The sequence below is a fragment of the Dyadobacter ginsengisoli DSM 21015 genome (assembly GCF_059568735.1).
The window spans coordinates 237,034-251,261 of record NZ_JCANTY010000002.1 but is presented as its reverse complement, the minus strand read 5'-3'; the positions used below and the strand labels follow the sequence as shown (position 1 = coordinate 251,261).

Genomic DNA, 14,228 nt, shown 5'->3' with positions numbered 1-14,228 from the left:
GTAGACGTACCGCTTGGGGCTGCTTAGTGAAAAGCCATCTCAGGGATATAGGAGATATTTCTTTCTGATCGCCTTAAACTGCTGCAATCCGGGCTCCCAGCTTTTTCTGATGTCTGCTTCCGATAGGCCCGCTATAATCTGTTTTCTCAATTGATCAGTTCCTATTCGCAGGTCAAAGGCGGATATATCCTGATTAGCCCGTCCGGGGGTAAAGAAATTAGCTTTATCCGGATATGCATTGTACAACTCGATGAGCCACTCAATATTGATCTGGCGGCTCTTGCGAAGAGTGGCAATATCGTATTCCCGAAGATCGAGCCCGTAGCAAACAGAGTCTTTGTGATTGGGGCGCTCACTCATTCCGGGAATACCGACCGGTTTGTAAGAAAATGGATACTTGCCTTTCAATGCAGGCGCCCCCAGAATGGTAAATGGCATATAGGTTCCCCTGCCTTCATTGATGGCCGTCCCTTCAAACATACATAAGCTGGGGAAAAGCATAATGGCTTGCCGGGTATTCAAATTAGGCGAGGGATTGATCGGTAATACATACGTCATATCATGATCATAATTAGCGACCTTGATGATCTGTATTTTGCATTGTTTTTGCAGATATCCTTCACTGTTAAGGTATTGAGCAAATTCCCCCATCGTCATGCCGTGTGTCATAGGCGTATAATGGATCCCAATGGCAGATTTAAATCGATCATCCGTCATTACCGGTCCGTCTACTACATATCCGTTTGGATTGGGCCTGTCAAGAATGAGCAGTTCTTTGTCATTTTCCGCACAGGCATCCATTACATACTCAAGGGTATTGATATTGGTGTAATAGCGGCAGCCCACATCCTGAATGTCAAATACAAGAAGGTCGATATCCGCCAGTTGTTCTTTCGTTGGTTTCTGGTTTTTGCCATATAAAGAGATGATTGGAATGCCGGTTTTGGCGTCTGTCTCATTGTGTACGGCGGCTCCATTACTGGCGTTGCCCCGGAAACCATGTTCAGGTCCGAATACTTTAACAATCTTGATTCCAAGGCTGAGCAAGCTATCCACACTGCTCTTTTTGCCAATGATGGAACTCTGATTTGCCACCAGGCCAATTCGTTTCCCTTTTAGAAGAGGTAAATATTTTTCAGTCTGGTCTGCACCTGTGATAATTTCCTGCTTGCCGGATATATGCTGGTTTGATGATGCAGTTTGTCCGATACATTCAATGATACCGACAGACAGAATCGCCAAAAAAAGTATAGAAATAAGCTTCGTCATTTTTGTAAGGGTTATGATTGGGTTATTGCCATTCGTGGCCAGCCGGGAAGTTCCTAAGTGACAAATGGCAAATTAGCCAATTTAGGTAATAGAAATGTACTAGTAGGGAGAAGGTTTTATGTTATTATCTGTCACCAATCTTGAATGCATGTCGCGCAGACAGAACAAAAATCAATGAATATTTTTTTCGACGCACGGTAGAGTCAATAAGGGGGCTTGCCACTATTGTGCTCACCCTCAGTCTTATGTGAGATTTAACTTCTCTGGTGCGAGCTAATGCAGGGAAGCTTACAATGCCAGATATCTGGTTTCCGATGGATGAGCTGGTCGAAACTATGGGGACGGGGCGCAAGTTGATCCCAGGTTGTTTTCCGGGATGAATGTCTCTCTGTCAATTGGCTTGTGTTTTTTGGACGAGTGATAGAAGGAATCGAAGACTTTCAACGGGAGTCCGGGCACTTCCGGCTACACGGTGCATTGATGGATTTAACCCGCAGCCAGCCCCGAAGGAATTCGTTAATTTACATTGGAGAATCCGGAACCTCTGACCACCTGAATTCGGAAATTGCAGTCATATTGTTTCGGGTTAAATTGCCCAGGTTAAGTATCTGATTTATTGAAAATTATCAGTTTGATTAGAATCGTTGTTCGGTTAATCTGCCTTGGAAACTGGTGGTCCCCCAGTCCGAAATCTCCGGTGTACTGCTGATTACCGATGTCTTCGATTTGAGCGACGATTTCGGAGTGGTTCCGTAAGAGCTCCGCTTTTCGACGGGCGCCGATGGGAAATCGCGGAGGCGAGGGATAATGAGGACGCGAAGAAAATGGTCATAATCCGCAACGCAGCAACAGGAAAGAAAACCTATAAAGTAGAAGTTTTTCAGCCAAGGTCTTTTAACGAACGCAACTACCTGGTTCCTATTCCGCAATCCGAGATCGAGCGTAACGGAAAACTCGAACAAAATCCCGGCTATTAAGTTTCCGGCCTAAATCTGAACACAATGAAATACTATGCATGGATCGCTTTTACGTGCTGTTTTTTAGGGATATCAAACAGCCTTTTTGCGCAGGAAGATCTTTCGGTCTATGGTTATTGGAAATATAATCAAAACACAACCGGTCAACTGTTTTACAATGCGCTTAGTGACAGGGCCTTTTCGCAGTTGAACAAACGGGGGAAAGCTATCGCAGGACTCGCTACCAGGCAACAATGGCAACAGCGGCAGGCAGAGGTCCGCGCGAAGCTGGCAAAGGCCGTCGGACCTTTTCCCGAAAAAACGCCCTTGAACCCGGTGATTTCGGGCACATTGAAAAAGGAAGACTTCACGGTCGAAAAGTTGTACTTCGAATCCCGTCCGGGTTACCACGTAACGGCCGCTATGTTTGTGCCGGATAAACGGCAGGCAAAAGCACCGGCGATCATTTTTTGCAGCGGGCACAGCGAGAACGGTTTCCGGAGCGAAGCCTATCAGCACCTGATCCTGAATTATGTCAAAAAGGGATTTATTGTATTTGCATTTGACCCGATCGGGCAGGGGGAACGCATTCAATACCAGCCGGATGAATTAAAGAAAGGTGCAACGGTCGAACATTCTTACGCAGGGGTACAGTCGTTTGTCGCCGGGTTGTCGCCGGCTAATTACTTTATTTGGGACGGAATCCGGTCGGTGGACTACCTGCTTACCCGGAAAGAAGTGGACCCTGCCCGCATAGGGATCGCGGGCCGGTCGGGCGGAGGCACGCAGGCCGCCTACATCGCAGCGATGGATGATCGTATCGCCGTGGTCGCGCCCGAGTGTTACATCACCACCTTTGATAAGCTGATCCGCTCGAACGGACCACAGGATGCAGAGCAAAACCTGATGTACGGACTGGCAGAAGGGATCGATATGGCCGATTTTCTGGAAGTGCGTGCGCCCAAACCGGCATTGATCGTCGCTACCACCAGGGATATATTCGCTATTCAAGGCGCCAGGGACAGTTATCAGGAGGCTCAAAAAGCGTACAAGGCATTCGGAAAACCGGAGCAGATTCAGATGACCGAAGACGATGCCGGTCATGCATCCACGCTCAAAAACAGGGAGGCTTCGTACGCATTTTTCCAGAAATACCTCGATAACCCCGGCAGTCCTGTCGATTTGAAAGTGCAGATGTTTACCGACGAGGAACTTCACGCCACACCTGGGGGGCGGGCCATAGCGGCTTTGAAGGGCGAAAGCATGTTTTCCCTGAATGAAAAATATACACGAAAGCTCGCCGAAAGGAGAAAGAATGTCCGGCCGGCAGCCAACTTTCTCAGTGATCTTCGAAAGAAAGTAATCGCATTGTCAGGCTATACAAAACCGGCGGGTAAAACTGACGTGGTTTTTTCGGGCAGACTGCACCGGCCCGGTTATGCCATCGAGAAGTATCTGGTAAAGGGGAGCGGCGATTATCACCTTCCGGTTCTGTGGCTGAAACCGGCAAAGCGCACCGGCGGGACGGTCCTGTTGCTCGATGAGCTGGGCAAGGCGCAGGCGGCCCGGAAAGACAAGCTGGCTGATCAACTGGTGAGCAGGGGATACGAGGTAGTCGTTGCCGATTTGAGCGGCGTCGGCGAACTGGGGGGCGGCTTTATCCAGGGCGGCGACTCGGTGATCGAGGATATTCCGCTAAATCTATGGTTCTTTGGTATATTGACACGCAAAAGTCTGGTCGCCACCCGTGTTGAGGAAATTATGATTCTGTCCGATTTTATCAAAAAATCGGACACGCCCGGAACGACGCTGTCCGGCGTGGCAGTGGGTACACTCACTTCCGATCTGCTCCACGCGGCGGCTATCGGTAACCCGTTCGATAAGCTGGTTTTGGTCCAGCCGCTGATGTCCTATCAGTCCATCGTGGAGGAAAGGCTCTACAAACCCATGTTCGCGCTTTCCGTCGTACCCGGCGCATTGGCCGAATATGATCTGCCCGATCTGGTGCAAATGCTCTCTTCCAATGGGTTGCTTCTGATTAATCCTGTCACAGCAAGTGGAAAACCGGTTGATCAAAAACAGGCCGATGCCATTTACAGCCAAGCGCTAGGCCGGTCGCAACCCGGTGGGGTAAGTATCAGGAGCGGAATACATGAGGATGCGTTTTTAGAAAATCTAGCTTCATGGATAAAATAGAGCGAAACGTGCGCTGTTTATCCTGTTTATGAAATTTGCTGGCCTGCTTCAAGATTTACTTTAAACCCATCTTGAAGCAGGCCAGCAAATATTCCTTCAATTATTGCTTGATCACCTTGAAGCTTTTTCTGTTGATAGTAAGTACATAAATGTCCGATTTCTGATTAAGGAGATTGATTTCTCAGAAATCCTTGCCGGATGTCACGACGGTTTCGCTGAGCGGAGTCGCAATGCCTTAAGTTGGTTCCGTCCGCGCGCAGGACTTCCAACGTTTTCTGGGCCATGGGGAATTCGATCCGCAGCATATCCGTTACCAGGCCGTGTATCCATCTCGCTCCCTTTCCTAACTGCGATTAGATCCGGGTTGAGGTTTTCGGCCTTGCGTCTGGATTAGATAACTAATTTCAAGCCATGGGTTTAGTTCGAACATGTATACCATCAATTCAAGTGTCCTGTCAGATACTTTTTGATCATCCTCGTTAAATTCTTTCTCGTCGGGATTCGTAATATGCTTGCTGCTTCGTTTTTGGCCCATTTCGCGAAATGAAAGACTTAATGATATTGCAATGCCGTTGGCTGATAGCGGAAGCAGAGGCTGCTGTTTACTTGTTTCTGCTCAATAATTTCCCTGTTACAAAGCCGTCAAAAAACTGGGTCCGATAGGCATCGCCAATCGGGATCTCGTACTTGTCGATAAAAACGGTGTTGTTATCAAAGGATGTTACCTGGCTCATGTTGATAATGTATGACTTGCTTACGCGCGCAAATGTATTTTGGGGCAGCTGGTCATAAATGGTTTTGATATTCATCGCAGTGATTACTTTTTGCGATACGGTCTGAATGACTACGTAGTCCTTTAACCCTTCTATGAAAAGGATATCATTAAACTGTATCTTGAAAATGCGTCTTTCGGCTTTTACAAAGAAATAGTCGTCTGTTATCTGTTGTATGCGGTTGGTCGACGTGGAGCTCGATTTTAATAGATCCAGATAGTTCGATGCTTTATAAACAGCCTTTTGAAAACGGTCGATTTTGATCGGCTTGATCAGATAATCTACCGCTTCAACTTCATAGCTATCCAAAGCATAATCCGCGTACGCCGTGGTGAAAATCACCAATGTCAACTGGGGTACGGATTTAGCGAAATCGATACCGTTCATTCCCGGCATTTGAATGTCCAGAAACAATAGGTCAACCGCCTCGTCGGACAGATACCTGGCAGCGGCATTAGCACTGTTAAAGCTTCCGACCAGTTCTACTCCTGATGTTTTACTTACCAGGGACGCAATTCCCTCCCTTGCTAGTGGTTCATCATCAACGATGATACATCTCATAACTTTATGGTTAAACTTAGCGAATAGGTTTCTGCGGAATCCTCCGCTTTTATACTGTGCCTGTCCGGGTAAAGCAAGGCAAGCCTACGCTTAACGTTCGCCAGCCCAAGTCCTCCCGGACCTTGGAGTACCGCCATCAATTGAGGTTTTGAGTTGATGCATTTGAAGTCTAATTCACCCTCGTGGATGCCAAAATAGACATGAACCCAGGATCCATTGTCGGCATCGAGGCTGTGTTTCACCGCATTCTCGATGAAGGTCATAAACAGCAGGGGAGCGACTTGGATACCGGCAAGCACTCCTTCATTTGAAATGGTAAACTCAAAGTTGTCCCGTCTTATTTTCTCCATAGTGAGAAGGCCCTGAATAAAGCGTATCTCAGACGTTAACAACACCTTAGGCCTAGCGCTGTCATATAACTGATATCTCAAAAAGTCGCTGAGTTTTTCGAGTACCTGCGACGCTTTTTCCGGATCTTTTTGAGTGAGTACATTCACATTATTGAGCATATTGAACAGGAAATGAGGATTAATCTGATTTTTTAACTGCTCCAATTCGGCAGATTTCGTCAGGTGCTCCAGTTCGCTGATACGTTGAGAATCTATCAACCAACGTTGAAATAGTTTGATTGCAGTGCAGGCTGCAACCCATACCAGGGAAATGAATACATATTTTGCCACTCCCCAATACGGCGTGGTCGAAAAGCCATTTGCTTTATAGTTGAAAAATACCAGGGGATATGCCAAGACGATAAACAACGCGATAGCCGTTACAAACTGGACATGTTTATTCTTAAAAAGAAAATGCGGTACCAGCAAATACATGTTTGCATAAAGAAGGGACATGAAAAAAATGAAGAAGCGTAGCTTTAACAGATCCTCGGAGGTATCGTTGTCGCTCGGCTCCATGCTCAACACAAAAGCACCGAGCATAAATACCAGTATCAGGTGCCTGTATAGCCGGTACCTTGGCGCAATCAGAAGCTCCATATATTCATCGCGGGCTGAAAGTCCATTGGCTGGTTCCATCTTATAGTCTCCACTTTTGCGACTCCAAGATAACGCTCGGAATCCTGCGAAAATGCGGAATTATACAAACCGCTTGCTTTATTATACCAACACAGCTCCCTGATTTCTATTGCCCGAACACAGGTTGGGGTTCTATAATGCCCGGCATCTTTGGTATAAAAGTTAGCCTTCTTCCTATAATTCGCAGAAACCCCTGAGGTATAGAAAAGTAGTTTTGTCCGACTTCAATTCTATGTTATGAACAAACTACTCATTGCTGGTATGCTACTCTTTGCCAGTCTAAGCGCTGTTGCCCAGAAAATATACACGATTAGTGGCACAGTGACCGACAAAGCGACTGGTGAGTCTTTGATTGGGGCTACTGTCAGCGTCGAGGGGACTCATGATGGTACGGTAACTAATGAATACGGTTTTTTCTCTATCTCCCTGCCAGCAGCCTCTTACACTATCAATGCCAGCTATTTGGGATATGCACGATACTCTGAAAAGGTAGTGCTCGATAAGGATCATAAACTAAAGATAATGTTAATCGCCGAAGGCAACACATTACAGGAAGTACTCATCAGTGATAAAGCGAAAAATGAAGCGGTGACTTCGGCGCAGATGGGAAGGGAAAATTTGAATGTGAAACAACTGGCTTCACTACCGGTATTGTTTGGAGAAAAAGACGTGATGAAAATTGTACAGATGTTGCCGGGAGTGAAAGGTGCCGGCGAAGGCAGCACCGGCTTTTATGTAAGAGGAGGCGGAGCCGATCAGAATCTTGTCCTGCTGGACGAAGCGATAGTGTATAATCCATCACACCTTCTGAGCTTTTTTTCTGTCTTTAATTCGGATGCGATCAAGAGCCTTACCTTGTATAAGGGCAATGAGCCAGCGCAATATGGCGGTCGGTTGTCATCGGTCATGGATGTGAAAATGAACGACGGCAATGACCAGTCGTATCACGCAAGCGGAGGAATTGGCCTGATTGCCGCCCGGCTAAATGTGGAGGGTCCGATCGTAAAAAGCAAAGGGTCATTTTTAGTGAGTGCCAGACGGACCTATGCAGATGCATTTCTCGGATTGTCCGGTGATTCGACTGTCCGGAACAACCGCTTGTATTTCTATGATCTGAACGCTAAGTTAAATTACAAAATCACCGACAGAGACCGGATTTATCTCTCCGGTTATTATGGCAAAGATATTTTGTCTTTTGGAGACGTTTTGAGCATTGACTGGGGCAATGCCACGGCAACCCTTCGCTGGAACCATATTTTTAGTTCGAAACTATTCTCAAACACCTCCCTTATTTACAGCGACTACCGTTACAAAGTCAACGTAAATACGGCAGGCGTTAACGGTAATATGTTGTCGTCCATCAAAGACTGGAATTTTAAGCAAGGGTTCGAGTATTATATGAACACTAACAATTCCTGGTATTTTGGATTCAATGCTATTCACCATTCAATCGCTCCGGGTATTATCAGCGCCAGTCCTGCCGTCTCCGACACTGCAAATTCACAAACGTGGGAAAATGCGATTTACATTAGCGACAGTTGGAAGGCGACCAAAAGACTTAACATCGATATCGGAGCGCGATTAAGCGCCTTTCTGGTCCTTGGCGGCAATTCCAAATTTTACACACTGGATGACAGCCGCCAAATCGTTGACACACTTCAATTTCCGTCAGGACACATAGTTAAGACTTACCTGAATTTTGAACCCCGGATATCGGCCAGTTACCAGTTAGGAAATTCGTCATCGGTCAAGGCTGCATACGCGAGGAACGCACAGTATCTGCACTTGTATTCCAATTTCCTGACGAGTAATCCTATCGATAAATGGGTGGCGACCAATAACATTATCAAACCGACGGTCGCTGACCAGGTTTCGCTCGGCTTTTTCCGGAATCTAAAAGAGAATACTTATGAATCCAGTGTGGAGACGTACTACAAGACGATGCACAACGTAGCCGATTACAAAGACAATGCTCAAATTTTGAACAGCAACGAACCAATAGAACCGCAGCTTTTATTTGGGCAGGGTCGCGCGTATGGTATTGAATTCGGTCTGAAAAAGAACGAAGGCCGGTTAACAGGCTGGCTGTCTTATACATTGTCACGAACAGAGCTTCGGGTCAACAGCGTAAATAATAACAAATGGTATCCTGCCGCCCAAGACCGCACCCATGACCTGTCCCTTGTGGGAATGTATAAAGTGTCAAGGAAATGGACGGTGTCAGCCGATTTTGTTTACTATACCGGCAATGCAGCCACCTTTCCAAGTGGCAAATATGAGATCGACAACCAGGCAATACCTTACTATACAGGGCGAAACCAATACAGAAGGCCAGCCTACCACAGACTGGATGTAGGCGCTACGGTCAAATTAAAGGAGCATAAGCGTTTTTCCCCGGAACTTTCATTCAGCATCTATAATGCATATGGGAGACAAAACCCTTACGTCATCACCTTCCAGACTGACCCTGACAATCCTACCAAGACCCAAGCGCTCCAGACCTCGTTATTCAGATGGGTACCCTCTATTTCGTATAATTTCAAATTTTAGCCTTATGAAAACATCGGTTTGGATGCTCGCATTTTGCGTAATCGCGCTTTATTCGTGTCAAAAAGTGATTGAAGTCGAACTAAACCCGTCGTCTCCCCAATATGTCATCACCGGGAATATCACCGACCAGCCGGGACCATATGAGATAAAAATAACGAGTTCAATAAATTTCGACCAGGACAACAATTTCCCGGCAGTAAGTGGCGCCAAAGTATATATTACAGATCAGAACGCGTCGTCAACAGATACGTTGACAGAGGTGGCCCCGGGCAGATACCGGACACACTTTTTGAAGGGCGTCCCCGGGCACACTTACAAACTGGCGGTGATACTGGGGAATGAAATGTTTTCTTCCGTTTCTACGATGCCAACACCCCTGGCACTGGATAGCCTATACACGAAATCAGCTTCATTTGGTGACGGTACAGACATTGTAGCCATATATGATGATCCCGTCGGACCGGGCAATTTTTACCACCTCGTGCTAGCTATTCAGGATAGCCTGTCGCAAGAGATATACTTGCATAACGACAAAATTAACAACGGCTCAAGAGTGAACCACATTTTAAATAATGATATAGATGTCAAAATAGGCGATACGATTACTGTGAAGTTGCAATGCATTGATGCCGACGTGTATGACTTTTATTACACCCTGGACCAAGCTTTGAAACAAAACTCAGCAGTGATAGCCAATCCCAAAACAAATATACTGGGGGGCGCTATGGGCTATTTCTGCGCACACACCATTAGAACAAGAAGTTTTGTGTTTAAGTAAGAATTCTCCATTTAAGAATGTGAAAATCTACAATAGTTTCAAAGTCGATTTGAAGTTATCCCGCTGGAATCCTATGCTGTCAGAGGTTATTTTCCTCGTTTGCCGGTCACCGGCAGCGAAGGGTATAGCCGGAACTCTTACGTCCCGGATCTGTTCGACGGACATATTCGAGCAGGCCGCGCTTACCCGTATCGCATGGCCGAGCCAGTCAAGATCGGGACGATTGTATTTGAGAGCAATTGCTTTCGTCATCCGAAATTCATCCTGAACACCAACACGATCAGGTATAATGGTGAAAATATGTCGGCCACGTGGCAGGCCGGTAACAACAATACCATTGGTGTGATGGGATTGCTTAAATAGTTTTGCATTCATCACAAAACAGAAAGCTGCTTTACTAGAAGTAAAGCAGCTTTCTGTTTTGTAACTATTTTGGAAGCAATAAAATTACAATCAAGGGCCGTCCGGTGTCATTTATTGCTTTGAAAACCGCTGCTAGTCCTTCTTTGTCTATCTCACAGATGATCATTTACTCACCACGAGTTTGAGTGTTTCTCTGCTTCCGTCAGTTTTCTCGATGCGCACCAGGTACAGGCCGTCTGCGAGGCTTATTTTAATACCTTGACCGGACAAGATACCTTCATTCTCCCAAACTGTTATTCCTGCCGTGTTTAGAACTTTCACCGATTTTACTTTACTGAGGTCAATCTCTTTAAGAATAAAGCGGTCGGATGCGGGGTTTGGATAAAGCGAAACATGTCCGGAATTATCCAGCCGCAAGGTGCGGATCGAACTCATGGCAAACGTTCCGTCCTTGTCTACCATCTTTAGACGATAGTAATTGAGTCCACCGTTTAAATCAGCATGTTCATAACCATAATCCTTATGTACGCTACTCTCTCCGTTGGCGGTGACCCTGCCCAGTGCTGTCCAGTGCTTCGCGTCGGAGCTATGCTCAACCTCAAAGTAGTCACTATTCTCCTCTAGGGCCGTACTCCAGGCCAATATGGCCACATTGCTTTCTAATCGGGCAACGAAGTTAATCAGTTTGACCGGCAGCGGCTTTTCCCAGCTAACCGTATAGCTAGCAGGTGTAGGATCTACTACCCCGGCTGCATCAACATAAGCATACTCAAAAGTAGTACTGGTATAACCTGAGCCGGTAAGTATGACACTAAATAATGAGGGATCAGGAAACAAAACACCATTGGCTACATCTGTCGCTGATACTAGAACAGGAGCCCCAGGACCATTGTACCACAATTCTCCGTCAGTTGGCAACGAAGTAATTACCACACCCCGCGGATCGTTTGTAGTGCCTGCACTACCGGTATATGCACCATCTTCGGGATCGTTACCTGTCGGCAACGGACCGGCTATGCCATTCAGCAAAACTTCATCGTTTACAGCCGGCTGACTGGTTAAAACATGCGATACAGAGCTGGTATTCGGCTCCTGGTCAATGCCAAAGTTTACCGGATTCGTGGTAGTCCCGGCTGCTACCGTGCTTAAATCTCCAATGGCTAAAAGACCTGTCTGGTTTACTATATCAACAGAAGTGGTACCACCGCGGTTTGTACCGGTGTACTGGTAGTTGTTGAGAGGCGTATCTCCCGCGGTAATATTCGTGCCGGGAGTTTGGCTGCTATTTGTTAATGCTATGGAATAACTGCCCGATGCTGTCAGAACACTTTTGGGTATCTCCAGGTTATATGAGCCGTCCGGCTGTATTTCAACCGACACTATTACGTTACCGGATGGGTCGAGTAAATTGGCCCATAAGCCATTGGCAGTACTGCCTTCACCTGCATCTATTACACCATCGCCGTCAGCATCTATCCATACCTGGCCGGGAATATTTATTGCCGGGCCACAAACCCGGTTAATGATTACATTATCTGTGCTTGTACAGCCTCCCAATGGCGAAGTAATCTGCCAGGAAAATTCATAATTGCCTTCCTCGGTCAAACCTGTAACGCTGGTTGAAGGGCTGGTCGGATTTGTGAAAACAGGGGTGGAACCTGCTGGTGATGACACCAGCACCCATTGTCCGCTGCCTGCACCGGGAGAATTTCCGAGCAGGGATACGGTGGTTGGGCAGAGAATGGATACGTCACTACCCGCATTCGCATTGACCCGGTTCTCTACATGTATGGTAAAGGTAGAGGTGAGCGATGTCCCCGAACAGGCATACTCTTGGGCCAGAAATGCACCTACCGCGCTACCAGCTCTGGGTGCTGCCGTGATACTGAACACATAGTCTCCGGCAGTGGTCAAATTACCGATGGTAGTACTGGTAAGCGTCGTCGCCCGTTGGTTCGCCGTACCGAAGGTTGGATCCCCGGAGCCGGCCGGCTTGGATACCACAGTAAAATTGTAAACCCCTGAAAAATCCTGAAAGTAACTGCTGTTAACCACACCCTGGTAAACTGCCGGCAGAGGGATATTTGCAGATATGGCTCCGGTTCCCGGATAGCAAATGCTCTGGTCGGCCACTGCTACATCTGGTCTGCTGCTGTCTGAAATATGGATGTAGTAACTCTGAGGTCTGCCACAGGTTCCCGAGAAACTTGAAACGATAGTGAACCTATAAGTTCCAACCTGCCAGCCACCTGCCGGTGGTGTCACTGTAGCTACTCTGTTTGCTGTTCCGGTACCACTCACAACTATAGAAGCGGGAGCACCGCCCGGAGGGTTGGTACCAATGGAGGTAACCACTGTTGTAACGTTTGCGGCATTATCCAAAGGGTCGATATCAAAGTAAAAGACCTCGGGCGTAGTAGAACCCACTTTGTTGCTGCAGTGCACCTCTCCGCCGGATAGTCCAGCAGAGTATACAACCATTTGCTCAGGGCGTCCGGCTACCTGAAAGTTGACCGGACGTGGTTGGGTGCCCGTATACGTAAATGCAATTTCGGGGGTTGTGTGGGTTCCGCAGCTATTGCTTACTGTTAAAGTAAATCGGTAAAGTCCATCGACATTCATGCCATTGAAGTACATTCTTCTCGTATCGTCCAGGCGGTTAAAACTGATATTACCCCCTGCCGGCTGAACAATCGGGTTTACAGTAATGGTTGTGCCATTTGCCACCGTCCCGGCCGAACCAGCGTAATTGGTATTGAAAGTAGGTGAAGTCGCTAGCAAGTCAATAAAATCGCTTGTCGATTCAGGAATACGGCATACTGTTTTTGTTGCAGGTGGAACGATTATCGGATTCGGAACAAATCTTACTACGGTGGTGTCCTCGTAGCTGCAAAGGCCATCGTTAGAGGTTATCCTCAGAATAGCCCAATAGGCAGGGTCTATTGGGTGGTCCGCTTTATTGGTTAAAGAAAATGTAGGTGTGGCGGAAGTAGTACTGCTGAATTCAGAATTCGTAGATACTGTTGTACTAAATCTATTTCTGTAATGAATATTTACAGATCTCCATTGTCCGGTAAAGCCTGCGGGTATGACGCCTGCCAAGGGAGTTGTACCTGTTGTGGCACAAATACCGGTAATGTCCGGCCCTGCGGTGAAGGAAGCGGGTTTCGCACGCGCGGTAATGGTCACCTGACTGGTCGCAGTTCCTGTACCACATGCGTGGCTCAGTTGAAATACATAGTTTCCGTCCACTGTCATACCTGTGACATTGGTGGTGAATTGGGTGGGTGAAGCAATCGTTGGAGTAACGGGCCCGGAAACAAATGTCCAGGTCGGCCCCCCGGCCCCCGCGTTGTTTTCAATTCCTCCGATCAGCGTTGTACTGGACCCACAAACAAGAGCGTTGCCACCAGCATTTACACTACAGTCCTGCCCAAGTAAGAGAGACGGAATTAAGACGCCCAAAAATACTAAGATAATAAAAGCCTTCCTGAATAGGGATACGTTGGACGTTTCCGAAGGACTCAAGCGAGTAAATCGTTGTTTCATGGTTGTTGATTTAGATAAAGTTCATTTAAAGTGATGAAATGAATTACTTCGTTTTATCATTGTAACAAATCATAAATCTTAGCTAGTAAAATTTATAGCTAGAAAAAGGATCACAATGCCTGCCTGTATTTTAGGCAGAAAGGGAATAAATACTCAATTGGCTTTCTTATTTATATCGCCTTATAAGTTGCGCGAATGACAAAAA

The 14,228-nt window shown here is 46.8% G+C and carries 9 protein-coding genes; 5 read left to right on the top strand and 4 right to left on the bottom strand.

Annotation, left to right across the window (positions count from 1 at the left end):
- Positions 1-39 precede the first annotated feature (39 nt).
- A complete protein-coding gene (locus BP71_RS07330) occupies positions 40-1,269 on the bottom strand; it encodes an exo-beta-N-acetylmuramidase NamZ family protein (protein ID WP_496377917.1) in 1,230 nt (409 codons plus the stop codon).
- A gap of 824 nt (positions 1,270-2,093) precedes the next feature.
- Here BP71_RS07330 and BP71_RS07325 point away from each other — a divergent pair.
- Positions 2,094-2,246, top strand: a complete 153-nt coding sequence (locus tag BP71_RS07325) for a RagB/SusD family nutrient uptake outer membrane protein (protein WP_496377916.1) — start codon at positions 2,094-2,096, stop codon at positions 2,244-2,246.
- A gap of 24 nt (positions 2,247-2,270) precedes the next feature.
- A complete protein-coding gene (locus BP71_RS07320; protein WP_496377915.1) occupies positions 2,271-4,421 on the top strand; it encodes an alpha/beta hydrolase in 2,151 nt (716 codons plus the stop codon).
- Positions 4,422-5,023: 602 nt separating this feature from the next.
- Here BP71_RS07320 and BP71_RS07315 read toward each other — a convergent pair.
- Positions 5,024-5,755: a LytR/AlgR family response regulator transcription factor gene (locus tag BP71_RS07315; protein WP_496377914.1), complete on the bottom strand. Its 732-nt coding sequence runs from the start codon at positions 5,753-5,755 to the stop codon at positions 5,024-5,026.
- On the bottom strand, positions 5,752-6,783 hold the full coding sequence (locus BP71_RS07310; protein WP_496377913.1) for a sensor histidine kinase: 1,032 nt from the start codon (positions 6,781-6,783) through the stop codon (positions 5,752-5,754). The genes BP71_RS07315 and BP71_RS07310 overlap by 4 nt, the downstream gene beginning before the upstream one ends.
- Before the next feature lie 237 nt (positions 6,784-7,020).
- On the opposite strand from BP71_RS07310, the gene BP71_RS07305 reads away from it, so the two are divergent.
- The 3 genes from BP71_RS07305 (at position 7,021) to BP71_RS07295 (ending at position 10,474) form a co-directional block, all read left to right on the top strand.
- Complete coding sequence (locus BP71_RS07305; RefSeq protein ID WP_496377912.1) at positions 7,021-9,333, top strand: TonB-dependent receptor; 2,313 nt, start codon at positions 7,021-7,023, stop codon at positions 9,331-9,333.
- Between the two features lie 4 nt (positions 9,334-9,337).
- Positions 9,338-10,111 carry a DUF4249 domain-containing protein gene (locus tag BP71_RS07300; RefSeq protein ID WP_496377911.1) on the top strand — a complete coding sequence of 258 codons (774 nt, stop codon included), beginning with the start codon at positions 9,338-9,340 and terminating at the stop codon, positions 10,109-10,111.
- A gap of 195 nt (positions 10,112-10,306) precedes the next feature.
- Complete coding sequence (locus BP71_RS07295; RefSeq protein ID WP_496377910.1) at positions 10,307-10,474, top strand: hypothetical protein; 168 nt, start codon at positions 10,307-10,309, stop codon at positions 10,472-10,474.
- 162 nt (positions 10,475-10,636) lie between these two features.
- Here the strand turns inward: BP71_RS07295 and BP71_RS07290 are convergent, their stop codons facing one another.
- Entirely contained in the window at positions 10,637-13,732 is a 3,096-nt protein-coding gene (locus tag BP71_RS07290) for a T9SS type A sorting domain-containing protein (protein WP_496377909.1), read from the bottom strand.
- Between the last annotated feature and the right edge of the window lie 496 nt (positions 13,733-14,228).

Coding starts and splice junctions, on each gene's coding strand:
- BP71_RS07330 (WP_496377917.1), bottom strand. CDS start 1,269: ATGACGAAGCTTATTTCTATACTTTTTTTGGCGATTCTGTCTGTCGGT.
- BP71_RS07325 (WP_496377916.1), top strand. CDS start 2,094: ATGGTCATAATCCGCAACGCAGCAACAGGAAAGAAAACCTATAAAGTA.
- BP71_RS07320 (WP_496377915.1), top strand. CDS start 2,271: ATGAAATACTATGCATGGATCGCTTTTACGTGCTGTTTTTTAGGGATA.
- BP71_RS07315 (WP_496377914.1), bottom strand. CDS start 5,755: ATGAGATGTATCATCGTTGATGATGAACCACTAGCAAGGGAGGGAATT.
- BP71_RS07310 (WP_496377913.1), bottom strand. CDS start 6,783: ATGGAACCAGCCAATGGACTTTCAGCCCGCGATGAATATATGGAGCTT.
- BP71_RS07305 (WP_496377912.1), top strand. CDS start 7,021: ATGAACAAACTACTCATTGCTGGTATGCTACTCTTTGCCAGTCTAAGC.
- BP71_RS07300 (WP_496377911.1), top strand. CDS start 9,338: ATGAAAACATCGGTTTGGATGCTCGCATTTTGCGTAATCGCGCTTTAT.
- BP71_RS07295 (WP_496377910.1), top strand. CDS start 10,307: ATGGCCGAGCCAGTCAAGATCGGGACGATTGTATTTGAGAGCAATTGC.
- BP71_RS07290 (WP_496377909.1), bottom strand. CDS start 13,732: ATGACAGTGGACGGAAACTATGTATTTCAACTGAGCCACGCATGTGGT.